At 73.5% G+C, this 23,850-nt stretch carries 23 protein-coding genes; 11 read left to right on the top strand and 12 right to left on the bottom strand.

The features are described from left to right. Positions 1-37: 37 nt before the first annotated feature. Positions 38-472: a cell division protein SepF gene (locus tag ACGFZF_RS35940; RefSeq protein WP_147977326.1), complete on the top strand. Its 435-nt coding sequence runs from the start codon at positions 38-40 to the stop codon at positions 470-472. A 39-nt stretch (positions 473-511) separates the two neighbouring features. Here the strand turns inward: ACGFZF_RS35940 and ACGFZF_RS35935 are convergent, their stop codons facing one another. Continuing rightward, positions 512-1,702, bottom strand: a complete 1,191-nt coding sequence (locus ACGFZF_RS35935; RefSeq protein WP_356603012.1) for an acyl-CoA dehydrogenase family protein — start codon at positions 1,700-1,702, stop codon at positions 512-514. Between the two features lie 71 nt (positions 1,703-1,773). After that, complete coding sequence (locus tag ACGFZF_RS35930) at positions 1,774-3,525, bottom strand: MFS transporter (protein WP_393561280.1); 1,752 nt, start codon at positions 3,523-3,525, stop codon at positions 1,774-1,776. Between the two features lie 405 nt (positions 3,526-3,930). On the opposite strand from ACGFZF_RS35930, the gene ACGFZF_RS35925 reads away from it, so the two are divergent. Then, on the top strand, positions 3,931-4,926 hold the full coding sequence (locus ACGFZF_RS35925; RefSeq protein WP_393561279.1) for a phosphatase PAP2 family protein: 996 nt from the start codon (positions 3,931-3,933) through the stop codon (positions 4,924-4,926). A gap of 108 nt (positions 4,927-5,034) precedes the next feature. On the opposite strand, the gene ACGFZF_RS35920 is transcribed toward ACGFZF_RS35925, so the two are convergent. Further along, the gene (locus tag ACGFZF_RS35920) at positions 5,035-5,253 is read right to left on the bottom strand and encodes an I78 family peptidase inhibitor (RefSeq protein WP_393561277.1); all 219 of its coding nucleotides are present in this window, start codon (positions 5,251-5,253) and stop codon (positions 5,035-5,037) included. Between the two features lie 391 nt (positions 5,254-5,644). On the opposite strand from ACGFZF_RS35920, the gene ctaD reads away from it, so the two are divergent. Further along, the gene (gene ctaD / locus ACGFZF_RS35915) at positions 5,645-7,351 is read left to right on the top strand and encodes a cytochrome c oxidase subunit I (protein WP_393561317.1); all 1,707 of its coding nucleotides are present in this window, start codon (positions 5,645-5,647) and stop codon (positions 7,349-7,351) included. Here the strand turns inward: ctaD and ACGFZF_RS35910 are convergent. From ACGFZF_RS35910 to ACGFZF_RS35895, 4 genes are all read right to left on the bottom strand, one after another. Then, a complete protein-coding gene (locus tag ACGFZF_RS35910) occupies positions 7,296-8,276 on the bottom strand; it encodes a helix-turn-helix transcriptional regulator (RefSeq protein WP_393561275.1) in 981 nt (326 codons plus the stop codon). The two genes, ctaD and ACGFZF_RS35910, sit on opposite strands and share 56 nt — an antisense overlap. 151 nt (positions 8,277-8,427) lie before the next feature. After that, positions 8,428-9,708, bottom strand: coding sequence for a glycosyltransferase family 4 protein (locus ACGFZF_RS35905; RefSeq protein ID WP_393561273.1), 1,281 nt, complete (start codon positions 9,706-9,708; stop codon positions 8,428-8,430). Positions 9,709-9,776: 68 nt separating this feature from the next. After that, positions 9,777-11,072: an ABC transporter substrate-binding protein gene (locus ACGFZF_RS35900; protein ID WP_393561271.1), complete on the bottom strand. Its 1,296-nt coding sequence runs from the start codon at positions 11,070-11,072 to the stop codon at positions 9,777-9,779. Next, entirely contained in the window at positions 11,050-11,568 is a 519-nt protein-coding gene (locus ACGFZF_RS35895) for a hypothetical protein (protein ID WP_393561269.1), read from the bottom strand. The genes ACGFZF_RS35900 and ACGFZF_RS35895 overlap by 23 nt, the downstream gene beginning before the upstream one ends. Before the next feature lie 115 nt (positions 11,569-11,683). Here ACGFZF_RS35895 and ACGFZF_RS35890 point away from each other — a divergent pair, with 115 nt between their 5' ends. Genes ACGFZF_RS35890 through ACGFZF_RS35880 form a run of 3 tightly spaced genes read left to right on the top strand, consistent with a single transcriptional unit; the run spans position 11,684 to position 15,338 of the window. Further along, complete coding sequence (locus tag ACGFZF_RS35890) at positions 11,684-12,079, top strand: hypothetical protein (protein WP_393561267.1); 396 nt, start codon at positions 11,684-11,686, stop codon at positions 12,077-12,079. After that, complete coding sequence (locus tag ACGFZF_RS35885; protein ID WP_393561265.1) at positions 12,067-14,685, top strand: ATP-binding cassette domain-containing protein; 2,619 nt, start codon at positions 12,067-12,069, stop codon at positions 14,683-14,685. Before ACGFZF_RS35890 ends, ACGFZF_RS35885 begins: the two co-directional genes overlap by 13 nt. After that, positions 14,682-15,338: an ATP-binding cassette domain-containing protein gene (locus ACGFZF_RS35880; protein ID WP_393561263.1), complete on the top strand. Its 657-nt coding sequence runs from the start codon at positions 14,682-14,684 to the stop codon at positions 15,336-15,338. Before ACGFZF_RS35885 ends, ACGFZF_RS35880 begins: the two co-directional genes overlap by 4 nt. Here the strand turns inward: ACGFZF_RS35880 and ACGFZF_RS35875 are convergent. Continuing rightward, positions 15,325-15,873, bottom strand: coding sequence for a transglycosylase family protein (locus tag ACGFZF_RS35875; RefSeq protein ID WP_393561262.1), 549 nt, complete (start codon positions 15,871-15,873; stop codon positions 15,325-15,327). The genes ACGFZF_RS35880 and ACGFZF_RS35875 overlap by 14 nt on opposite strands. A 320-nt stretch (positions 15,874-16,193) precedes the next feature. Here ACGFZF_RS35875 and ACGFZF_RS35870 point away from each other — a divergent pair, with 320 nt between their 5' ends. Then, complete coding sequence (locus ACGFZF_RS35870) at positions 16,194-16,976, top strand: hypothetical protein (RefSeq protein WP_393561260.1); 783 nt, start codon at positions 16,194-16,196, stop codon at positions 16,974-16,976. A gap of 176 nt (positions 16,977-17,152) precedes the next feature. Continuing rightward, entirely contained in the window at positions 17,153-17,425 is a 273-nt protein-coding gene (locus ACGFZF_RS35865; protein WP_393561258.1) for a hypothetical protein, read from the top strand. A gap of 82 nt (positions 17,426-17,507) precedes the next feature. Here the strand turns inward: ACGFZF_RS35865 and der are convergent, their stop codons facing one another. From der to ACGFZF_RS35845, 4 genes are all read right to left on the bottom strand, one after another. Beyond that, positions 17,508-18,956 (bottom strand): ribosome biogenesis GTPase Der, encoded by a 1,449-nt coding sequence (der, locus tag ACGFZF_RS35860; RefSeq protein WP_393561256.1) that lies wholly within the window; start codon positions 18,954-18,956, stop codon positions 17,508-17,510. A gap of 60 nt (positions 18,957-19,016) precedes the next feature. Then, positions 19,017-19,703: a lysophospholipid acyltransferase family protein gene (locus ACGFZF_RS35855; RefSeq protein WP_393561254.1), complete on the bottom strand. Its 687-nt coding sequence runs from the start codon at positions 19,701-19,703 to the stop codon at positions 19,017-19,019. Beyond that, positions 19,658-20,377, bottom strand: a complete 720-nt coding sequence (gene cmk, locus ACGFZF_RS35850; RefSeq protein ID WP_393561252.1) for a (d)CMP kinase — start codon at positions 20,375-20,377, stop codon at positions 19,658-19,660. The genes ACGFZF_RS35855 and cmk overlap by 46 nt, the downstream gene beginning before the upstream one ends. 240 nt (positions 20,378-20,617) lie before the next feature. Next, on the bottom strand, positions 20,618-21,706 hold the full coding sequence (locus ACGFZF_RS35845; protein WP_147977343.1) for a prephenate dehydrogenase: 1,089 nt from the start codon (positions 21,704-21,706) through the stop codon (positions 20,618-20,620). 428 nt (positions 21,707-22,134) lie between these two features. Between ACGFZF_RS35845 and ACGFZF_RS35840 the strand changes: the two genes are divergently transcribed. The 3 genes from ACGFZF_RS35840 to ACGFZF_RS35830 are packed head-to-tail and all read left to right on the top strand — an operon-like array spanning position 22,135 to position 23,718. Next, entirely contained in the window at positions 22,135-22,470 is a 336-nt protein-coding gene (locus ACGFZF_RS35840) for a DUF952 domain-containing protein (RefSeq protein ID WP_393561250.1), read from the top strand. Positions 22,471-22,526: 56 nt separating this feature from the next. Then, positions 22,527-23,024 carry a Rieske (2Fe-2S) protein gene (locus ACGFZF_RS35835; RefSeq protein WP_393561248.1) on the top strand — a complete coding sequence of 166 codons (498 nt, stop codon included), beginning with the start codon at positions 22,527-22,529 and terminating at the stop codon, positions 23,022-23,024. A 10-nt stretch (positions 23,025-23,034) separates the two neighbouring features. Continuing rightward, on the top strand, positions 23,035-23,718 hold the full coding sequence (locus tag ACGFZF_RS35830; protein ID WP_393561246.1) for a DNA polymerase beta superfamily protein: 684 nt from the start codon (positions 23,035-23,037) through the stop codon (positions 23,716-23,718). Positions 23,719-23,850 lie beyond the last annotated feature (132 nt).

The following is a 23,850-nucleotide window of genomic DNA, read 5'->3' as shown; positions in this document are numbered from 1 at the left end:
GCGGAACCACAAGTGACCGCGCTGAAAGGAGGCGTCCATGGGATCGGTGCGCAAGGCGAGTGCATGGCTGGGACTCGTCGAGGACAACGACGAGCGTTACTACGACGACGAGTACGCCGAGGGTGCCGAGAGCGGCGACGCCTGGGTGACGGACCCCCGGGTCCGGGTGGCGTCCGACTCGGCGCAGGAGCAGGGCCGCCGGATCGCGACCGTCTCCCCGGACGGGTTCCGGGACGCCCGGGGCATCGGTGAGCTCTTCCGGGACGGGGTCCCGGTCATCGTGAACCTCACGGCCATGGAGCCCTCCGACGCCAAGCGTGTGGTGGACTTCGCCGCCGGCCTCGCCTTCGGCCTGCGCGGATCCATCGAGCGCGTGGCGACGCGGGTCTTCCTGCTGACCCCCGCCGACACGCAGATCGTCAGCGGGGACCCCGCGTCCCGCGCGCAGGACGGTTTCTTCAACCAGAGCTGAGGGCAGGGCCGCTCACCGGAGGGCCTTCCGAGCCGCCGCCTACCGGAAGGCGTCCAGGCCGGTGAGCGCCTTGCCCAGGACCAGCTGGTGCATCTCGACCGTGCCCTCGTAGGTGAGGACGGACTCGAGGTTGGTGGCGTGCCGCATCACGGGGTACTCCAGCGAGATGCCGTTGGCACCGAGGATGGTGCGCGACGTCCGGCAGATCTCGATGGCCTCCCGCACGTTGTTGAGCTTGCCGAAGCTGACCTGCTCGGGGCGGAGCCTTCCGGCGTCGAGTCGCCGCCCGAGGTGGTGGGCGAGCAGGATGCCCTTGTGCAGCTCCACCGCCATGTCGGCGAGCTTGCCCTGGGTGAGCTGGAAGCCGCCGATCGGCCTGCCGAACTGCTCACGCGTCCTCGCGTACGACAGCGCCGCCTCGAACGAGGACCGCGCCGCCCCCATCGCGCCCCAGACGATGCCGTAGCGGGCGTGCGAGAGGCAGCTGAGCGGTCCCTTCAGGCCGACGACCTCCGGGAGGACGGCGTCGGCCGGCAGGCGCACGTCGTCCATGACCAGTTCGCTGGTGACGCTGGCCCGCAGCGACCACTTGTGCCGGATCTCGGGCGCCGAGAATCCGGCCGCGTCGGTCGGGACCACGAAGCCGCGGATGCCCTCGTCGGTCTGCGCCCAGACGACGGCGACGCCCGCCACCGAGCCGTTGGTGATCCACATCTTGCGGCCGTTGAGCACCCAGTCGTCGCCGTCCCGCTTCGCGTGGGTGCGCATGCCGGCCGGGTCCGAGCCGTGGTCCGGCTCGGTGAGGCCGAAGCAGCCGATGATCTCGCCCGCCGCCATGCCGGGCAGCCACTGGCGCTTCTGCTCCTCGGAGCCGAACTTCCAGATCGCGTACATGGCCAGCGAACCCTGCACGGACACGAGGGAGCGGATGCCCGAGTCGGCGGCCTCCAGCTCCAGGCAGGCAAGACCGTACTGGACGTGGGTGGCGCCCGCGCAGCCGTAGCCGGTCAGGGACATGCCCAGGGCGCCGATCGAGCCGAGCTCGCGGGCCAGCTCGCGGATCGCGGGCAGCTCGCCCTGCTCGTACCACTCGGCGATGTGCGGCAGGACCCGGTCGGCGGCCCAGCCGCGGACCGTCTCCCGCACGGCGAGGTCCTCGGGGTCGAGGAGGTCGTCGATGCCGAGCGGGTCGGCCGGGTCGAAGGGCGGCAGCTTCGAGGGTGCGGACATGCGGGGGGCCTCCGGCGGATCGCGCGCTGACCAGGGGGTGTCCGGTCAGGAACCGGCGCCGACGTTACGGGTCAGTGTGCCGTGCGTCCAGAGCCGGCCGACTCGACGGGCTCACGGGTGGCGGGAACCCGCAGGGGCTCGCCGGACCCGCCGCGGCCCGCGGTACGGGCTTGCCCGGACGTCTCGCCCGGGCGGTCCGGACCGGCCGCGGCGGCCCGGTCGCCGGCACCGGGGGCGACGTCCGCCCCGGCCGCCCGGGGGCGCTCCGCCAGGTCCTCCGGATCGACCGTGCACTCCATGACCCGGGGCAGCCGCAGCGCCATGAGCGCGCCGAGCAGCAGCAGCCCGGCGCTGACGAACAGCGTCACGTGCAGGCCGTGCACGAAGGCGTGCCGGGCCGCGCGGTGCAGTGCTTCGCCCGCCGGACCGCCGAGGCCGTCGGCCACCTGGTAGGCCTCGCCCAGCGAGTTCGCGGCGGCCCGGCTCGCGCCGTCCGGCACCCCGGGGACGCCGGAGAGCCCGGGACCGTAGGCGGCGTTCATCACGCTGCCGAGCAGCGCGATGCCCATGCCCGCGCCGAGCTGGTAGGAGGTCTCGCCGATGGCGGCCGCCCCTCCCGCGCTCTCCGGCGGGGCCTCGCTGAGCATCGACTCGTACGCGGAGAAGAGGGTGGTCTGCAGGCCGAAACCGAGCAGCACGAAGCCGACGGTGAGCAGCAGGGGCCGGTCGTGCTGCCCCATCAGGACCAGCAGCAGCACGGCGGCGGCGGTGAGCACGAAGCCCCAGCCGACCATCCGGCGCGGTCCGATCCGGTGCAGGGTGTACGTGCCGGTGGCGCCGGCCGCCATGGCCGCGAAGGTGAGCGGCAGCAGCCGCAGCCCGGTCTCCAGGGGGCTGAGCCCGAGGACCAGCTGGAGGTACTGGACCGCGATGAGCTCCAGGCCGACCAGCGCGAGCATGGCGAGCACGATGCAGCCGACGGAGGTGGTGAAGGCGGCCCGGGAGAAGAGCCGCATGTCGATCAGCGGGTGCCGGCGCCGCTTCTGCCGCCGCACGAAGACGACCAGCAGCGCCGCCCCGACGAGGAGCGGTGCGGCGGTCGGGAAGGCCGACAGGCTCTCGCCCGCGCCGAGCCGCTTGACTCCGAGGACCACGCCCAGCACGCCGGCCGCGGCCATCAGCGCGCCGAGCACGTCCCAGGGGCCGTCTGCGGCGCCCCGCGACTCGGGGAGCAGCCAGCGGCCCAGCGGCAGGATGAAGGCCATCAGGGGGATGTTGATCAGGAAGACCGATCCCCACCAGAAGTGCTCGACCAGGAAGCCGCCGAGCACCGGGCCGGTGGCGGCGCCGACCGCGGCGACCGCCGTCCAGATCCCGATCGCGGTGGCCCGCTCGCGCCGGTCGGGGAAGACCGCCCGGAGGATCGAGAGGGTCGCGGGCATGATCATCGCGCCGCCGACGCCCAGCAGGGCGCGGGCCGCGATCAGCACCTCGGGGGCGGTGGCGAGCGCGGCGACCGCCGAGGCGACGCCGAACAGCGCGTAACCGATGAGCAGCACACGGCGCCGGCCGACCCGGTCACCGAGCGTGCCGAAGAGGATGAGGAGCGACGCGCAGATCAGCGGATAGGCGTCGACGATCCACAGCAGGGCGGTGGAGCTGGGGCGCAGGTCCTCGGTGACCGAGGGGACCGCGACGTGGAGGATGGTCGCGTCCAGGGCGACCAGCAGAAGGCTGACGCAGAGGACGACGAGGACGACCCAGCGGTTGGCACCACCCGCGGCGGCACGGAGCCGTGTTCGGGCCGTGATCGTCCGCTGCATGTACGTACCTCCCAGTGATTCCCTCGCGCTCGGCGGGCACCGGCCGGGGCGCGTGTCCTCGGGGCGGCCCGGCATCGACGGGCGAGTGAGCCGTCAGCGTACGCGAGTTCAAGGCCCGAGCGCGTGGTGCAGCTCTCACCCCGGCGGGCCGCCGAGTGTGGCGTACGCCACTCCGTCCGGTCCGCGCGTCGCACGGAATTCCGTTCGGACAACCGTGTGAAGCAATTCCACGGCATACAAACAGACTTCCGAAAAACCCCCGGCGACAATAGGGCAGAAGGTCATCGGATTAGCCGACCGCGGATGGTGATATTCGCCGCGTTGAGACCTACTCCACATCACATCGTCATCACGAAGGCACGGGATCGCCCTGACTCGGTACTCACTCCCTGTAACGTCGATTGGGTGCGTACCGACATCTTTGCCCGGCTGGACCGGGAGCCGGAACCGCCGAAGATAGAGGTCCCGCGGATGACCCGCACGCGTCTCGCCCTCTTCGGCGGGACGTCGGCGTTCTATCTCGCGATCGTCGTCGCCGTACTGCTCTCCACCGGGCTGGTGACCCTCGACTGGAAGATCATGCTCTTCCGGCCGTACCAGCAGTGGCCGGAGATCCACGGTTTCCTCGACTACTACGTCGTCCTCGGCCAACGCGGCCCGACGGCCGTGATGGTGGCGGCCTGGCTGGGCTGGCGCTCCTGGCGCCAGCACACCCTGCGCCCCCTGCTGGCACTCGGCGCCGCCCTGCTGCTGCTCAACGTCACGGTCGGCGCGGTCAAGATCGGACTCGGCCGTCTCGGCCCCCACTACGCGACGCAGATCGGCTCCGCCGAGCTCTTCGCCGGCGGCGATATATTTCCGTCCGGACACACCGCCAACGCGGTCGTGACCTGGGGAATCCTGGCCTATCTGGCGACCACGCCGCGGGCCCGGCGCTATCTGTCGGCGCTGTCCGCCGTGGTCGCGCTGGGTGTCGGCCTCACCACCGTCTACCTCGGCACGCACTGGCTGAGCGACGTGGTGCTCGGCTGGGCCGCCGGCCTGCTGATCCTGCTCGCGCTGCCCTGGTGCGAGCCGGTGATCGCCCGGGCGGAGGCGCTGATCCTGGCGCTGCGCGACCGGCTCCGCGAGCGGCTGCGCGCCCGTCGCCGGCTGGTGCCGTCGCTGCCCGTCGCGACCGGTGGACCCCGTCCCGCCCTCTTCCCGCCGCGCGCGTCGGGGGCCGAGGAGCCGGTACGGGAGATCATCGGCGTGCACGGTGGCCGTGCCGGACGCGGAGAGGGGCGACTCGCTCCGCCGCTCAGCACGCCCCGCGCCCACACGGTGCGTTCCGAGCGGACTCCGGTCACTCCGGCCGGCAGTCGCCGCCCGGGCCACTCGCGGCCCCTCACGGGCGGCTGAGCGCCGCCACGACCGCAAGGGGAAGGGCCCCGGCTCCGGCCGGGGCCCTTCCCGCGTGTCCGGGGGCGCCTCCGCCCCGCCGGGCCCCCGGCCCGTGCCCGTCGGGGGTCAGCCGAGCCAGCAGCGGGTGACCGTCCCGCCGTCCACCTCGAAGTTGATGCGCCCCTCCAGGTACTCCATGGTGATGATCGATCCGGGCGGCAGCGAACGCACGACGTTCCAGCCGCGGCGCCTCGCGAGCTGTTCGGCGCGCTCCGCGTCCAGCCCCACGTAGGAGTCCGGGGAGCCGTCGTCGGTCGGTTCGTGAGAGGTCGGCTTCGGTGTCATGCGCCTCACGTTAGGCGGCGCCGGACCGTGACGGAAGCGTGGCCGGCGAGAGATGTCCCAGCAAGCCCGTGCACCGCGGCGGTCACGCTTGTGTCACAGGTTCTCGACATATGTTTGACACGAGCTTCGTCACTCGTTCGGGCAGTTTCCAGCCGATTCTCCGGCAATTCCCGGCCTCGTCCGTCACTTCCCGGAGGGGTTCACGGAATTCCGTCTCCCCGCCCGGCCAGCGAAATTGACGGGCCCACCCCGGGGATCCGGCATTCACGATTTCCTTACACGGTCCGCACACCGTCCGCCGTCCGGACCATGCCGCGGACTTCGCCTCCGTCGATCTCTCCCCCGGCGCGCGCATCATGTCCGGACGACCGGACCAGCGGAGGCAGCGATGGTGGGCACCGAGACCGCGAGCGCGGCCGTCGAATCGGCGCCCCAACGTCATGGGCGGGTCCTGATCGACTGGCTCACCACCACCGATCACAAGAAGATCGGCCACCTCTATCTGATCACCGCGTTCCTGTTCTTCCTGGCCGCCGGGCTGATGGCGATGGTGATGCGCGCCGAGCTGGCCCGGCCCGGGCTCCAGCTCGTGGACAACCAGCAGTTCAACCAGGCGTTCACCCTGCACGGCACGATCATGCTGCTGCTCTTCGCGACGCCGACCTTCGCCGGCTTCGCCAACGAACTGGTGCCGCTGCAGATCGGCTCCCCGGACGTCGCCTTCCCGCGGCTGAACATGTTCTCGTACTGGCTGTTCCTGCTGGGCGGCCTCATGGTCGTCGGCTCCCTGCTCGCACCGACCGGGCCCCCCGCCTTCGGGTGGACGGCCTACGCCCCGCTGAACGGTCTGGAGCGGTCCCCCGGCATCGGCGCCGACCTGTGGATCATGGGGCTGGCTCTCTCCGGTTTCGGGACCATCCTCACCTCGGTGAACTTCCTGGCGACGATCATCGGGATGCGGGCCCCGGGCATGACGATGTTCCGGATGCCGATCTTCACCTGGAACGTCCTGTTCACCGCGATCCTGGTGCTCCTGGCGTTCCCGGTCCTGGCGGCGGCGCTGCTGGTGCTGGAGGCCGACCGGCGCTTCGGCTCGGTGGTCTTCGACGCGGCGAACGGCGGCGCGCTGCTGTGGCAGCACCTCTTCTGGTTCTTCGGCCACCCCGAGGTCTACATCATCGCCCTGCCGTTCTTCGGCATCATCAGCGAGATCATCCCGGTCTTCTCCCGGAAGCCGATCTTCGGCTACGCGACGCTGATCGGCGCCACCATGGCGATCACCGGCCTCTCGGTGGTGGTGTGGGCGCACCACATGTTCGCCACGGGGGCGGTGCTGCTGCCCTTCTTCTCGCTGCTGTCCTTCCTCATCGCCGTACCGACGGGCGTGAAGTTCTTCAACTGGACCGGCACGATGCTGCGGGGCTCGCTCTCGTTCGAGACGCCGATGCTGTGGTCGGTGGGGTTCCTGGTGTCCTTCCTCTTCGGCGGGCTCACCGGGATCATCCTGGCCTCGCCGCCGATGGACTTCGCGGTCACCGACTCGTACTTCGTCGTCGCGCACTTCCACTACACGGTCTTCGGCACGGTCGTCTTCGCGACCTTCGCCGGCTTCCACTTCTGGTGGCCCAAGTTCACCGGCAAGATGCTGGACGAGCAGCTGGGCCGGATCCACTTCTGGACGCTCTTCGTCGGCTTCCACACCACCTTCCTGGTGCAGCACTGGCTGGGCGCCGAGGGCATGCCCCGGCGGTACGCCGACTACCTCGACGCCGACGGCTTCACCACGCTGAACACGATCTCGACCATCGGCGCGTTCCTGCTCGGCATCTCCACGCTGCCGTTCCTGTACAACGTCTGGCGGACCGCCAGGTACGGACCGAAGGTCGACGTCGACGACCCCTGGGGCTTCGGGCGCTCGCTGGAGTGGGCGACGTCCTGCCCGCCGCCCCGCCACAACTTCGACTCCGTCCCGCGGATCCGTTCCGAGGCGCCGGCGTTCGACCTGCACCACCCGGAGTTCGCGGCCCTCGAACGCGGCCGGGTCAGTCCGCCGGCCGCTCCGCTGCCCGGTCCAGGGCCCGGGACATCCGGTCCCTGATCACCCGCATCCGCCCGTCGAGCTCCCGCGGCTCGACCACCTCGAACTCGAGGCCCATCAGGGTCACGTGGAAGACCAGGTAGTCGAGACTGCCCGCGCCGGTGCGCAGGAGGCAGGCGTCGTCGCCGTCGGCCTCCAGGACGCCGTCCATCGGCCCGACCGTCCGGGCGGCCTCGGCCAGCGGCACATGGAGCCGGATCGTCGCCTCGGCGGCGTACGCCGAGGACGAGACGCCCTTCGAGACGTAGGCGGCGAGGTCCTCCGCCGGCGGTTCGCGCGGCGGGAAGCGCGGGCCGTGCGGCGGCCTCGGGTCGATCCGGTCGGCCCGGAACGTGCGCCAGTCGTCGCGGTCCACGTCCCAGGCGACCAGGTACCAGCGGCGTTCGGTGCACACCAGGCGGTGCGGTTCGACGGTGCGGCGGGTGGTGGCGCCGGTGTGGTCGCGGTACTCGAAGCGCAGCCGTTCGCCGTCCCGGCAGGCATGGGCGAGATCGGTGAGGACGGCCGGGTCGACCTGGGTCCGCGGGGTGCGCAGCATCGGCACGGTGAAGGCGTTCAGCGCGCCGACCCTGCGGCGCAGCCGGGCCGGGAGCACCTGCTCCAGTTTGGCCAGGGCGCGTACGGAGGTCTCGCCGATGCCCTCGATGCCCTGTCCGGCGGCGGTGCGCAGTCCGACGGCGACGGCGACGGCCTCCTCGTCGTCGAGGAGCAGCGGCGGGAGCTCGGCACCGGCGCCGAGCTGGTACCCGCCACCGGTGCCGGGGCTGGCGTTGACCGGGTAGCCGAGCTCGCGCAGCCGGTCGACGTCGCGTCGCACGGTCCGCGGGGTGACCCCGAGCCGGTCGGCGAGGTCGGCGCCCGACCACTCGCGGTGGGCCTGCAGCAGCGAGAGCAGACGGAGCAGTCGTGCGGAGGTCTCCAACATGGGGCCGAGTCTGCCAGCAGTCGCGGACAGCTACGGTCCGCGATCCGGGGCGGGACGGGGGCCGGGGACGGCCCGGACGGGCGTGCCTGGCCGCCCTTCTCGGCCCGCCCGTCCGGCGGAACCGGGTGGCCCCGCCGAGGGCGGCCGGTGCTCAGCGGAAGCGGCGGACCAGCCGGCCGATCCGGGCCTTCAGGGAGTAGCCGGCGTCGATCACACCGCCGGCCGCGCGGTGCAGCGCGTCGCCCAGGCGGCCGTGGGCACGCCCCGCGTGGCCACGGGTGACCAGCTCCGTCCAGATCTCCTCGTGCCGGACGGCGATCCGGGCGGGGTCGAAGCGCTCCGACGACGTGCGCGCCGCCCGCGCGGCCTTCTCCCGCAGGCCGTCGTCGTCGATGAGGTCGAGCAGGGCCCCCGCGATCGCGGACACGTCGTCGACCGGTACCAGGCGGCCGTCGACGCCGTCCTCGATGATCTCGCGGGGTCCGTGGGGGCAGTCGGTGGAGACGACCGGAAGGCCGCAGCGCATCGCCTCGACGATGGTCATGCCGAAGGACTCGCGCTGCGAGGTGACGGCCGCGATCGAGCCCTTGGCCCACTCCGGTTCCATCGGGTTGGCGGTGCCCATCAGGAAGACGTTCCCGCCCAGCCCTCGGCGCTCGATCTGCCGGTCGAGCGTCTTCCTGAGGTTGTCGGAGGCGTCGCCGGTGCCGTAGATCCGCAGCTTCCAGTCCGGGCGGGCCGCGGCGACCTCGGCGAAGGCGTCGATGAGCACGTCGTAGCGCTTGACCGGGATCAGGCGTCCCGCCGCCACGACGACCTTGGCGGCCGGGTCGGCGGGCGGCACGCTCGGCGCGGGGACGCTGTTGGGCACGGCGTCGATGCGTACGCCCGGGAGCCGCAGCCGGTTGCGGTAGGCCCGGGCGTCGGCCTCGGTGACCGTGGTGAGGGCGTCCAGGAGGGCGTACTGGTGGCCGATCTCGCGCCGCAGCCGGTAGGTGTGTCCGTCGAGGATCAGGTGCTCCTGGCCGACCAGGACCGGGCCGCCGGGCCGGGCCTCCTTGGCGAGGTGGACGTTGAGCCCGGGGCGGGTGCCGACGACCACGTCCGCCTCGACCGCGCGCAGATGCTCCCCGATCCGGGCGTCGGTGAGGGCGCTGTACTGCTTCCAGCGGCCGTCGCCGCGCGGGAAGACCTTGGCCGGCCGGGCGAAGTCGGGGTGCCCGCCGTCGTATCCCGGACTCTTCTTCCGCAGGTCGACGAGATGACGCAGGGTCACCCCCTCGGGCACGTCCAGGATCGGCTCGTCGCGGTGCCGGAAGACCGAGACGATCTCGACCTCGTGACGTTCCGCCAGCTCCTGCGCGAGGGTGAACGTCGTCCGGATGGTGCCGCCGATGTGGTAGCCGTTGTGGAGCAGAAAGGAGATGCGCATCGTGCTACCGGTTCCCCCCGGTGAAGTGTGTGGTCGCAGGCGACTGTACTGAACTCCCCGTGCGGACTTCACGGTCGGTAGCCGAGCTGGGGGACGGTGGCGCAGTCGGTGTCCATGTCCCCCTGGGTGACCCAGCCGCGGTCGTCCTGCCAACGTGCCACGGACAGGCAGGTGTGACGGGTCTTCGGCGGCTCCGGCAGCTTCTCGAAGCGCACCGGAAGCAGCAGCCCACGGGCGGTGTACGGCTCCGCCCGGTTGACGAAGCGCTCGACGCAGGCACGGGTGAGGGGGCCCTCGGCGAGGCACGAGCGCGCCGCGTCGGTGAACCACATCGCGGCCGCCCAGCCCTCCACCTGCCATTGGGAGAGCGGCCCTTGCCCCATCGCCTTGCGGAACTCCCGTACCGCGGGATGGTTCTCGTCCGCGTAGTTGCGGCTGGAGCCCGTCACCCACAGGGCGTTCCGGCACACGGGTGACTTCGCGTAGTCGCGGGACACGGTGGAGGACCAGTTCTGCACGTTGGTCACCTTCGCCGTGACGTGGACGCCGACGTCGTCCATGGCCTCGCAGAGCCGGGCGTTGCCGTGCGTGTCCAGGGCGTCGAAGACGAGGTCGGCGCCCTGCGCCTTGAGATCGGCGGCCACCGCGCGGAAGTTGGGCAGCGCGAAGTCGACCTGCTCGTCGACGACCCGGTAGCCCTCGGCCCGCAGGCCCTGGGTGACCAGGCGCGCGTACGCGGCCGACGCGGCCTGGTTGTAGGAGACGACGGCGGCGGTGCGCGCGCCCGTCTCCCGCTCGAACCAGCGGTAGACCTCGGTGCCGCCGTACAGCACCCCGTTCCAGCCCGGCGCCGCCCCGGTGCGGGGCGCGGAGCTGCCGTAGATCCCGTACAGGTGCGGGTAGGTGTCGTAGGCGGGGGTGAGCGGCTGGCCGCCGATGTCGGGGACCCCGGCCCGGGAGACGAGCGGGGCCCCGGCGTAGTCGAACGCGGTCGTGGCGACCAGGGCGAACACCTTCCGCTCGTCGATCAGCCGGTGCACGCACTCGTTGTTGCCGACGCCGCTGCCGCCGTCGTCGCAGGTGACGACCTCGACCCGGCGGCCGTCCAGGCCACCGCGGGCGTTGAGGGCGTCGAACCAGGCGCGGGCGCCGTCGCGCGGTCCGGTGAAGGCCTCACCGCCGACGGGGCTGGTGGCGCTGCTGATGATCCCGATGCGGAGCGGCTCACCGTCGGAGGGGGAGGTGGCGGTGGGCCGCGTCTCGAACGCGCTCTCCGGCAGCCGGCTGCCGCAGGCCGTGGCCAGGGCGAGCAGCGCGGCCAGGAAGAGCGCCGCCGCCGTCTCAGCAGCCCGGAACGTTCGCACCGCTGAGCTCGACGAGACCGCAGAGGGTCTTCACGGAGACCTTCCAGACGTCGTCCTGCTGGACGGCGGTGCCCTTGGTGTCGGGGAGGGCGGGGGCGCCGCCGACGAGCAGGTCGTAGGTGACGTTCGCGCCGGTGGGCGAGGTGAACTCGACGGTCTTCACCGCGGCCGAGGTCATCGCCGCGTTCCGGTCGCCCGCGAAGGCGGCGAGGACCGGCATCATCTCGGCGCCGTTCTCCAGCAGTCTCGCCTTCTCGTTCACCGGCGTCTTCGGGTCGAAGAACGCCTTCCAGTTCCGGGTGATCTCCGCCTCGGCCGCCGCCGGGTCGGCCGGCCCGTCGCTCGCCGGGGGCGGGACGGACGCGGAGGGCGTGGGCGCGGTCGAGGGCGAGCCCTCGTCGTCGCCGCATCCCGCGAGCACCGGCCCGAGCACCAGCGTGGCGACCGCCGCGAGCGCCGCGAGGCGCGAGCGTCCGCCGAGAACCCTGAGAACCATCTGGCTCACCACCGGATGTCCGTCCAGGCCGGGCGGCCTGATGATTCCAGGGTGTGCCGGTTCGGGGCATAGTGCAAGGAAGAGGGCGTCCGGGGACGAGTCGAGGGAGGCCCCCGTGCCGACATCCCGGGTACTGCTGTGGGGCGGCCTCGTGGCGGCCGCTGCGGGTGCGGTGCTGTGCGTCCTGGGCTGGTACGGCGTCTCCGGGGAGCGGTTCGCCGAGCGCCAGCTGCCCTACCTGGCCTCGTGCACGGTGCCGGGGGCGGCGCTGATCGTGGCGGGCGCGGTCCTGGTCACCGCGGCCGGCCGTGTCCCGGCGCGCCCGCGCCCCTCTCCGTACACACCCGAGGACGCACCCGCGCCCTCCTCCGACGCGCCGCCGGTGCGCGTCCCGGGCGGGACGCTCGCGCACCGCCCGGACTGCCCGCTGGTGGCCGGCAGGGCCGAGGCGGAGCCGGTGGAGGACGCGGAGCTCGACCCCTGCCCGGTGTGTGAGCCGTGGCCTCGCTGACCTACGACCTCACGCTCGCCGGCCTCGCGATCGGTGCCGCGGCCGCGCTCACGGGCATCGGGCTGATCGTCACGTACCGCGCGACCGGGGTGCTCAACCTGGCGCACGGCGCGATCGCCATGGTCTGCGCCTACGTGCTGCGCCAGCTGGTGGTGGAGTGGGGGTGGCCGCTGCCGCCGGCGGCGCTGTTCACGCTGCTCGTGGTGGGGCCGGGCATCGGTCTGGTGCTGGACCGGGCGGTGTTCCGCCCGCTCGCGCGGGCCGGCTCGCCGCCGGCGCAGACGCTGGTGGCCTCCATCGGTGTCTTCGTGCTCCTCGTGGGCGCGGCCGCGCTGGTCTGGGGGTCGGGGGCCCGGTCCGACGCCCCGGTGCTGCTCGGGGACGATCCGTGGGCGCAGCTCGCGGTGGTGGTGGCGCTGGCCGCGGCGGTGGGTGCGGTCACCCGGTGGACGCGCTTCGGGCGGGAACTGCGGGCGGTGGTCGACAACCGGCCGCTGGCGGTGCTCGGCGGGATCGACGCGGACCGGGTGGCGGCGGTGGGCTGGGCGTTCGGCGCGTTCACCGCCGGTCTGACGGGGGTGCTGCTGGCCCCGTACGTGCGCCTCGATCCCTACGGGCTGCCGCTGCTGGTCGTCGAGGTGATCGCGGTCGCGGTGGTGGCCCGGATGCGGAGCCTGCCGGTGGCGATCGTGACGGCGCTCGCGCTGGGGGTGGCGCAGGCGCAGCTGACCCGGCTCCATCCGGAGGGCTGGGCCGGGCCGCTGGTGCAGGCGGTCGGGGCGAACCTGTTCGTGGTCGCGCTGCTGGTGGCGGCGCTGGTCCTGCCGGGGGTGGGCGGCCGCGGCCAGGACGTCCTGCCGGTCGCCTCCCGGCCGCCCGGAAGCGTGCCGCGCGGGGTGTGGCTGGTGGCGGGGGTGCTGTTCCTGCTGCCTCTGGGGTTCGCGGGCACGGATCTGCACACGGCGATCCAGGTACCGGCGCTGGCCGTGATCCTGCTGTCGCTGGTGGTGGTGACCGGGCGCGGCGGGCAGATCGCGCTCGGGCAGACCGCGTACGCCGGCCTGGGCGCCCTCTTCACGGCGCTGCTCGCGGCCGGGGGCCTGCCGGAGCTGCCCGCCCTGGTACTGGCGGTGCTGCTCGTCGCCCCCCTCGGGCTGGTCACGGGGTGGCCGGCGATCCGGCGGCACGGGCTGGCCCTGGCGCTGGCGACGCTGGCGGTCGGGGTGGCGGTGAGCCGCTTCGTCTTCGCGCAGCCGTACGCGACGTCCGGCCTGGAGCTGGGGCGTCCGGCGGGCTTCGAGGACGACCGCCGGTACTACGTCCTGGAGCTCGTCGTCCTCGCCGGCTGCCTCGCGGCCGTGGCGGCGCTGCGCCGGGGCCGTACAGGCCGGGCCCTGGCGGCACTGCGGGACCACGAGGCGGGTGCGGAGGCGTCAGGGGTGCCGGTGGCCGGTCTCAAGCTGCTGGCCTTCGTCCTGGGCGCGGCCCTGGCAGCCCTGGGCGGCGGGCTGCTGGGCATGGGGCTGCGCGCCTTCGACCCGGAGGCGTACGACCCGGTCCGGGGCCTGCTGTGGTTCGCCGCGATCGTGGTCCTGGGAGCGGACGGTCTCGTGTCGCCCCTGGCGGGCGCCGCCCTGCTGGTCGCCCTCGACGCGGGTACCCGCGGGGGCGTGGCGGCGGCCGTGGTGGGTGTCCTCGCCGCGATGGTGGGCCGCGTGCCGCCGCTGACCTCGTGGCTGCCGGACCGCCGGGAGGTGCCGGGCGGCGCGCGCGGGAGCCCGGGCCGGGCGGTGTCCGGGAGCCGTCCGCCCGCCGGATCCGTACGCACGCCGGAGGCCGGACGGGCCCGCGCCGAAGCCGTCCCCGCAGGCGACGCGAGGCCGCCACGCGCCGTCCGCCCCACGGCCGCGCCGCGCACCACCCGCCCGGTGGCCCGGCCCGGCCCGCAGGCCCGGCCCAGCGCCCCGCCCCGGCTGCGCGCGCACGACGTCAGCTTCTGGCATCCGGACGGCGTCCTCGCCCTGTCCGGGGTGTCCCTCGCCCTCGCGCCCGCCCGGATCACCGCCCTCGTCGGCCCCAACGGCGCGGGGAAGAGCACCCTCTTCGACTGCCTCGCCGGCACCCTCCGCCCCGCCGGCGGGCGTGTCACGCTCGACGGCACCGACATCACCGCGCGCGCCGCCCACGCCCGTACGAGACTGGGCATCGCCCGGACCTTCCAGCAACTCGCGGTCTTCCCCACCCTCACGGTCGAGGAGAACGTCCTGCTCGGCGCCGAGCAGGGCCGCCGCCGCGGCGACGTCGAGCAGAGCCTGCGGCTGCTCGGACTCGCGGGAGCGGTCCGCCACCGTCGGGCCGCCGACCTGCCCACCGGCATCCTGCGGCGGGTCGAACTCGCCCGCGCCCTGGCCGGCGGCCCGCACACGCTCCTCCTGGACGAGCCCGCCGCCGGGCTGGACGCCACCGAGACCGACGCCCTGGCCCGGATCCTCGCGGCCCTCGCGGCCGAGGGCCTCACCGTCCTCGTCGTCGAGCACGACCCGGACCTCGTCGCCGGCATCGCCCACGTCACGCACACCATGGAAGGGGGCCGGATCGTGTCATGAGCGTCGAGATCGCCCTGCGCCGCGCCCGGGTCCGCCACGGCCCCCTGGAGGCCCTCCACGGGCTCGACCTCCTCGTCCCCCGCGCCACCGTCACCGTGCTGACCGGCCGCAACGGTGCCGGACGCACGACCGCCCTGTGCGCGCTCGCCGGGACCGTCCCGCTCGCCTCCGGCCGGGTCCTGTGGCGCGGCACCGACGTCACCGGGCTGCACGCCCACGCCCGGGCCCGCCGCGGCCTGTGCTTCGTGCCGGACCTGAGGGGCGTGTACCCGTCGCTGACCGTCGCCGAGAACCTCGGACTGGCGCCCGGCGATCCCGCCGCGGCCCTGGCCGCCTACCCCGAACTCGGGCCGCTGCTGGCCCGCACCGCCGGCACCCTCTCCGGCGGGGAGCGGCGGATGCTGGAGGTCTCCCGGGCCCTGCTGACCCCCGCCACGGTGGTCCTGGTCGACGAACCCGACCTCGGCATGTCGCCCGACGTGTCCGCCCGTACCTACCGGCTGCTCGGCGCCCTGGCCCGGGAGGGCGGCGCCGCGGTCGTGCTCGCCGAGCAGCGGCTCCCGGCCGGGCTGCCGGACGGCACCCTGGTGCACGAACTGCGGCGCGGCTCGCTGGTGTCCAGCCGGGAGGCCGCGGAGCTCACCGGGCGGTGAGCGGCGCGAAGCGCAGCATCGTCCCGACCACGAGCCGGTTCGGATCCGCCCCGACCACCGCGCGGTTCGCCGTGTACAGGGCCTTCCAGCCGCCCTTGACCCCGAAGCGGCGGGCGACCGAGCTGAGCGTGTCGCCCTGCTGGACGGTGTGGACCCGCCCGCTCAGGCCGAACCGCTTCGAGCAGACCGGCCAGGCACCCCACCCCTGGGTGCGCAGCACCTCCTCGGCGACCCTGATCTGCTGCTGACGGGTCGCCAGGTCGGCGCGCCGGGCGTAGCGCAGTCCGCCGTGCTCCTCCCAGGTGGGCTGCCAGAACTGGAGGCCGCCGTAGTAGCCGTTGCCGGTGTTGGTGTTCCAGCGCCCACCGCTCTCGCACTCGGCGACGCAGCCCCACGGCCACTGGTCCTTGGCGCAGGCGTACGCCGGGGCCGTCTCGGCGGCCACGGCGGGCGCCACGGCCAGGCCCGGGAGCAGGTCCAGGGCCATCAGTACGGCGGAACAGGCACCGGCCGTCCACCATCGGATCGTCGACATCGGGGCAGGCTAGGCAAGGGCGCCGGGCGCCCGGGCCGTGCCGCGCGGGGCGGGCGGCGCACCCCACCCGGTCGGAGTCACGGCCGGGCGGGCCACCGCTGCGGGCGCCGCCCCGTCCATGACCGCCGGGACGCCGCCCGCCTCCCCGACGGCCCGGCGGGCGCGGTGCGGACGGCGGTCGAAACGGTGTCACGAGCGGGACTCGCGCAAGTTGTCGTACGCCGACGCGTGACCCCGGCCGAGCCTCTCCCGTTGAACTCGGCATGAGACGAGCCGGGAATCCGCCCGGTGTCGCACGCAACGACTCCAGGGAGCCCCCCGTGCCGCGCATGCTCGACGTCAGCGAGGACGTACGCGCCGAGATCGGCGACGAAGAAGCCGACCGGCTGGTCGCCGGCGACAACGCCCCGGGCAGCTACGACTGCACCTCCTGCCGCACGCCGGGCGACTCCGAGCAGGAGCGCACGAGCACGGTGCTGTTCGTCGGCGAGGAGACCGCCGTCCTGGCGTTCGCCCACGCCACCTGCATTCCGTCCCAGGTCGTCCAGGTCGCCGAGGAGCAGCTCCAGGGCGCCGTCCGTTCCATCACGGCCACGGACGCGGCGGACGCGCTGGGCGCGGCCCACCCGGAGCAGGCGGTCCTCGGTGTCACCAGCGGTCTCGTCCTGATCGAGGGCGAACTGCACCCGGCGCTGGTCGTCGAGCCGACGGCCCCGGTCGCCCGCCCGGGTTCGGACGGCGACAGCGACGAGTTCCTGCCGCTCCTGATCGAGCAGGGCTTCCTGCCGGTCACCGACCTGAACCAGCGGCCGGGCACGCTGCCGGGCTGGTCCGTGCTGGTCGCCATGGGCCAGCTCCACTCCGTGCTCCAGCCGGGCACGGGCGGCAGCGGCCAGGCCGCGTGGTGGCAGGCACACCAGCCGCTCCAGGTCACCGAGGGCTGGCGCGCCGCGGCGAACAAGTCGCACACGGTCCTGGTCTTCGCGGCCCCGGTGGGCTCGATCGGCCAGCAGCCGCGCGAGGACCTGCTGCGCGACGCGCTGGAGAAGGCGGCGGCCAACGGCCGTCTGGTGGCTGCCGCGATGCCGCTGGCCGGCACGTGACCGAGGGCGGGCGGCGCAGGTCGGGGCGGGCGTACGTCCCCGGGGTTCCGACGGTTCCGCACCCCCGGCACGCGGCGCTTTCCACGGGCCGCCCGCATCCGACGGGCGACGGGGTCGTTGGCACCTACGTGCACTCCTACGAACCCTTCCGCCCGCCGTCGGGTCAGATCCCTTCCATGCGCCCGGCACAGGACGTGATGCCCGACGGTCAGTCGGCCACGCCGATCTACGACGCGCTGTACTCGGAGTACCGCCGGTCGTTCCGCACCCTGCCGGGTGATCGCAGCGGCGAGGAGGATCTGGTGTTCCGGGCCTTCGGGACCCCGGTGGGCACGGGGCTGCACGGGCACGGGCACTCCCCCCGGCACGCGGCCCATCCGGTGGCCTGGTCGGCACAGCACCACCACGTCCCGGCGGCGCTGCCGCCCGGCCCCCGCAGAGGGCTGTAGGTCCGGGGACCACGTACGACGGCCGAGGGCCGGGGCTCATCGCCCCGGCCCTCGGCCGTCGTACGTGGTCCCTGGACGCCGCCTACTTCTTGCGGCCCCGCTTCTCGCGCACCCGGACCGAGATGTGGATCGGGGTGCCCTCGAAACCGAACTCCTCGCGCAGCCGGCGCTCGACGAAGCGGCGGTAGCCGGCCTCGAGGAAGCCGGAGGCGAAGAGGACGAAGCGCGGCGGCTTGGTGCCGGCCTGCGTGCCGAACAGGATGCGGGGCTGCTTGCCGCCGCGGATCGGGTGCGGGTGGGCGGCGACCAGCTCGCCCAGGAAGGCGTTCAGGCGGCCGGTGGGAACGCGGGTCTCCCAGCCGGCGAGCGCGGCCTCGATCGCCGGGACGAGCTTCTCCATGTGGCGGCCGGTGCGCGCGGAGACGTTGACGCGGGGCGCCCAGGCGACCTGCTGCATCTCGGTCTCGATCTCGCGCTCGAGGTAGTAGCGACGCTCCTCGTCGAGGGTGTCCCACTTGTTGTAGGCGATGACGAGCGCGCGGCCGGCCTCGACGGCCATGGTGATGATGCGCTGGTCCTGCACCGAGATGGACTCGCCGGTGTCGATCAGGACGACCGCGACCTCGGCCTTCTCGACGGCGGCGGCCGTCCGCAGGGAGGCGTAGTAGTCGGCGCCCTCCTGGAGGTGGACGCGGCGGCGGATGCCGGCGGTGTCCACGAACTTCCAGGTCGTGCCGCCGAGCTTGATCAGCTCGTCGACCGGGTCGCGGGTGGTGCCCGCGAGCTCGTTGACGACGACGCGGTCCTCACCGGCGACCTTGTTCAGGAGCGAGGACTTGCCGACGTTCGGGCGACCGATGAGGGCGATGCGGCGGGGGCCGCCGACCGCGGTGCCGAAGGTCTGGGCGGGCGCCTCGGGCAGCGCCTCCAGGACGGCGTCGAGCATGTCGCCGGTGCCGCGGCCGTGCAGCGAGGAGACCGGGTGCGGCATGCCGAGACCGAGGGACCACAGGGCGGTGGCGTCCGCCTCGCCGCTCTGGCCGTCGACCTTGTTGGCGCACAGCACGACGGGCTTGCCGGCCTTGCGCAGCAGGCGGACGACGGCCTCGTCGGTGTCGGTCGCGCCCACCGTGGAGTCGACCACGAAGACGACCGCGTCCGCGGTCTCGATCGCGTACTCGGCCTGCGCCGCGACGGAGGCGTCGAGGCCGAGCACGTCCTGCTCCCAGCCGCCGGTGTCGACGACCTTGAAGCGGCGGCCGGCCCATTCGGCCTCGTAGGTCACGCGGTCGCGGGTGACGCCCGGCTTGTCCTGGACGACGGCCTCACGGCGGCCGATGATCCGGTTCACCAGGGTCGACTTGCCGACATTGGGGCGGCCGACGACGGCGAGTACGGGGAGCGGGCCGTGGCCCGCCTCCTCGATCGCCGACTCGACGTCCTCGATGTCGAAGCCCTCTTCCGCGGCGAGCTCCATGAACTCCGCGTACTCGGCGTCGCCAAGTGCCCCGTGGTCGTGCTGGTCGTTCATGAAGTCCGTTCCTTGATCATTCGTGGTCGGTGGGTGCTGACCCACTACTCAGAGTCTCACTCAGCGCCCGGTGAGGCGCCTGGCGTTCTTCAGGTGGCCGGTGAGCCGCTCCTGAATGCGTACGGTGGCCTCGTCCAGCGCCTTGCGGGTGCGCCGGCCGGTGCCGTCGCCCGCCTCGAAGGCGTCGCCGAAGACGACGTCCACGCTGCTGCGCAGCGGCGGCAGCGCCTTGACCAACCGCCCGGGGCGGTCGGTGCTTCCCAGCACGGCGACCGGGACGATCGGCGCGCCGCTGCGGACGGCGAAGTAGGCCAGGCCGGCCCGCAGGGAGGCGAAGTCGCCCTCGCCCCGGGTGCCCTCCGGGAAGATCCCGAGGACGCCGCCGTGCTCCAGCACGCCCAGGGCGTTGGATATGGCGGTCCGGTCGGCACTCGACCGGTCCACCTTCAGCTGGCCGATGCCTTCCAGGAAGCGTCCGAGGGGGCCGACGAAGGCCTCCTGCTTGATCAGGAAGTGCACGGGCCGGGGTGCGGTGCCCATGAGCATGGGTCCGTCGATGTTGTGCGCGTGGTTGACGGCGAGGATGACGGGACCGGCGGCCGGCACCCGCCAGGCGCCGAGGACGCGCGGCTTCCACAGGCCGTACATCAGCCCGATGCCGATGCCGCGCCCGACGGCGGCGCCCTTCGCGGAGGGCAGGGTCACTTGACGGCCGTCCTCGTCTCCTCGACCAGGGTGACGACGCATTCGATGACCTGGTCCAGGGTGAGCTCGCTGGTGTCGACCTCGACGGCGTCGTCGGCCTTGGCCAGCGGGGACGTCTTGCGGCTGGAGTCGGCCGCGTCGCGCTTGATCAGGGCCTGCCGGGTGGCGGCCACGTCGGCGCCCTTGAGCTCGCCGGAGCGGCGGGCGGCACGGGCCTCGGGCGAGGCCGTGAGGAAGATCTTGAGGTCGGCGTCCGGGAGGACGGTGGTGCCGATGTCCCGGCCCTCCACGACGATGCCCTGCTCGGCACCCCTGGCGATGGTGCGCTGCAGCTCGGTGATCAGGGCCCGCACCTCGGGTACGGCGCTGACCGCGCTGACCTTGGAGGTGACCTCCTCGGTCCGGATGGGCCCGGCGGCGTCGACACCGTCCACGGTGATCGTGGGACGGCCCGGGTCGGTGCCGGAGACGATGACGGGCTTGGAGGAGGCGTTGGCCACGGCGTCCGCGTCGTCGACGTCGACCCCGTTGGAGATCATCCACCAGGTGATCGCCCGGTACTGCGCACCGGTGTCCAGGTAGCTCAGTCCCAGCTTGGCGGCAACCGCCTTCGAGGTGCTCGACTTGCCCGTGCCAGAGGGGCCGTCGATGGCGACGATCACGGATTCCACGGTGGGGGACACCTTCCTGGGTACGCGGTGAGCCCCGGCGGACATGCAAGGGACCCCCACAAGGTTACCGACTGGCGGCCACCCGTTCGGCCCCACCGGTGCGGGAGCCCCCTTCCGGGCCGGATCGGGCCCGGAGTGACCGGGGGGACGGACGCCTCCCAGGGTGCGCGGCCCGTCCGCGGACGGGCCGCCGGGCGGCCCCGGCCACGGGCCGTCCCGTCGTCCTCGGCGGGGCGGCGGGACGGCCCTGAGGGCCGGCCCGGTCCCGTCGTACGCCTCCCGCGGTCAGCCCGCGCGCAGCGACCAGCCGCGTTCCTGCAGCGCGGCGCCCAGCACCGGGGCCGCCGAGGGCTCCACCATGAGCTGGACCAGACCGGCCTGCTGGCCGGTCGCGTGCTCGATGCGGACGTCCTCGATGTTGACGCCCGCCCGGCCCGCGTCCGCGAAGATGCGGGCCAGCTCGCCCGGCTGGTCGCTGATGAGCACGGCGACCGTCTCGTACTGCGCCGGAGCCGCGCCGTGCTTGCCCGGCACCCGGGCCCGGCCCGCGTTGCCGCGGCGCAGGACGTCCTCGACGCCGGTGGCACCGTCACGGCGCTTCGCCTCGTCGGAGGACTGCAGCGAGCGCAGCGCCCGCACCGTCTCGTCCAGGTCGGCCGCGACGCCCGCGAGGACGTCGGCCACCGGTCCGGGGTTGGCCGTCAGGATCTCCACCCACATGCGCGGGTCGGAGGCCGCGATCCTCGTGACGTCGCGGATGCCCTGGCCGCACAGCCGCACCGCCGTCTCGTCCGCCTCCTCCAGCCGCGCCGCGACCATCGAGGAGACCAGCTGGGGGGTGTGCGAGACGAGCGCGACGGCCCGGTCGTGGGCGTCCGCGTCCATCACGACGGGGACGGCCCGGCACAGCGCGACCAGCTCCAGGGCCAGATTCAGGACCTCCGTGTCGGTGTCCCGGGTGGGGGTGAGCACCCACGGCCGGCCCTCGAAGAGGTCCGCGGTGCCCGCCAGCGGGCCCGAGCGCTCCTTCCCCGACATCGGGTGCGTCCCGATGTAGGCGCGAAGGTCGAGGCCCAGCTCGGCGAGTTCCCGCTTGGGCCCTCCCTTGACGCTCGCCACGTCCAGGTATCCGCGCGCCAGCCCGTCCCGCATGGCCGCGGCGAGGGTGGCGGCCACGTGGGCCGGCGGTACGGCGACGATCGCGAGGTCCACGGGCCCCTCGGGGGCCTCGTCCGTACCGGCGCCGAGCGCGGCGGCGGTCCGGGCGCGCGCCGGATCGTGGTCGCGCAGATGGACGGTGACGCCCCGGCCGGCGAGCGCGAGCGCCGCGGAGGTGCCGATGAGGCCGGTTCCGATGACGAGTGCGGTCCTCACCGGGCGACGCCCTCGCTCGGGCACGGGCCGGGCGCGACTCTCCGGACACGGTCCGGGACCGCTCGTACCGCCACGTCCTCACTCCTTCACCCAAAGCGACAGTGCTCCGAACAGCCTAAGGGCTGGCCCGGCATCCGCGGCGGGCGCACGACGCCGGCTACGGCCCTCCCCCAGCCTTCGGCCGGGGGTGCCCCCACACTGCGTTGTCGGATCGCCCGAATACACCCAGTATGAGGACGACCCTCCGCCTCGCGATGCACCGCATCCGACGCCGTGCACCGACCCACCGCGGATGACGGGACAGCCCTTGAGGGCTGTCCCGGGCGCGGACCTGCGGCGACCGCCTTCCTGCGGACCCGCCCCATGTCACCCGGACCCGCCACCGGGTGTCGCCGGTGCCGGCGGGCACCCGGGGTACAACTGTGGGCATGCTGCTGCACGTCGTACCGCTGGACGAATGGTCCGCCGATCCCTCGCTCCCCTACGCCCCGCCCTCGCTCGCGTCCGAGGGTTTCGTGCACTGCTCGCCGGACGAGCCGACGGCGCTGACCATCGCCGACGCGCACTACCGGGACGTCGTCGGGCCGCTGCTGGTGCTGATGGTCGACGAGTCCCGGCTGTCCGGCGAGGTCCGCTGGGAGGGGTCGGAGGACACGCTCTTCCCGCACGTCTACGGGCCGATCGAGCGGGAGGCCGTCACCGCCGTGCTGGAGGTCCGGCGCGACCCGGACGGCCGGGCGAGGGAGCTGACCCCCTGGGTCTGAGCCCCTTCGGGCGTGTTGCCGCCCTCCGGGCGCGGGACGCCAGCAAGCTGTCCGGCATGACTCCAGACGCCACGACCCGCCGCGCCGTGCTGACAGCCGGTGCGGGAGCCGCCGCCGTCCTCGCCACCGGCTGCGGCTCGGACGGCGGCACGGACGCCGGCGCGACGACCGCCCCGGCCACGAGCGCCCCGGCCCCTCCCGTCCCCCCCGCCCCGTCCACGAAGACGACCCCGCCGACCGACGCGCCGACCTCCTCCGCGCCCTCCGGCGAGGCGCTCGCCAAGACCACCGACATCCCCGTCGGCGGCGGCACCGTCTTCAAGGAGGCGAAGGTGGTGGTGACCCAGCCGGCGGCCGGTGACTTCAAGGCGTTCTCCGCCGTCTGCACCCACCAGGGCTGCCTGGTGAACAAGGTCGCGGACGGCACGATCGACTGCCCCTGCCACGGGTCCAAGTTTCGTATCGCCGACGGTTCGGTGGCCGCGGGTCCCGCTCCCCGGCCGCTTCCCGCGGAGCAGATCACCGTGTCCGGGGACACGATCACTCTCGCGTAGCCTGACGCGCATGAATCCGGCAGATCTGGTGCGCGACCACACGATCTACTCCTGCGTCATGGGCTCGCGCGCCTTCGGCCTGGCCACCGAGAAGAGCGACACCGACCGCCGGGGCGTCTACCTCGCCCCGACACCGCTCTTCTGGCGTTTCGACAAGCCGCCGGCCCACGTGGAGGGTCCGGGCGAGGAGCAGTTCAGCTGGGAGCTGGAGCGCTTCTGCGAGCTGGCCCTGCGCGCCAATCCGAACGTACTGGAGTGCCTGCACTCCCCCGTCGTCGAGCGGATCGACGACACCGGCCGCGAACTGCTCTCGCTGCGCGAGGCGTTCCTCTCCCGTCAGGCGCACGGGACCTTCGTCCGGTACGCCGGCGGCCAGCGCCGCAAGCTCGACGCAGACGTCCGCCAGTACGGGGCGCCGCGCTGGAAGCACGCCATGCACCTGCTGCGGCTGCTGATGAGCTGCCGCGATCTGCTGCGCACCGGCGAGCTCACCCTGGACGTCGGCGACGAGCGGGACCGCCTGCTCGCGATCAGACGCGGTGAGGCGCCGTGGGACGAGGTCGAGTCCTGGATGAACCGCCTGACCGAGGAGGCCGACCGGGCCTCCGTGCGCAGTCCGCTGCCGGAGGCTCCCGACCACGCCAGGGTCGAGGACTTCCTGATGCGCGCCCGCCGGGCGTCGATCACGTCCTAGGTCCTGTCCGGGCGATCTTTGAGGACCGGCCCGCGGCGTCGGATGTGGTGTATCGCAAGGCGGAGGATCGCCCTCGTACCGGGCGTACTCGGGCGACTCCGACAACGCCGCGAGACGCCGCAGCCGTCGCCC

Source organism: Streptomyces sp. NPDC048338, assembly GCF_043201055.1.
Lineage (GTDB): Bacteria > Actinomycetota > Actinomycetes > Streptomycetales > Streptomycetaceae > Streptomyces.
The sequence above is the reverse complement of the archived record's forward strand: the minus strand, read 5'-3'. Positions and strand labels throughout refer to the sequence as shown.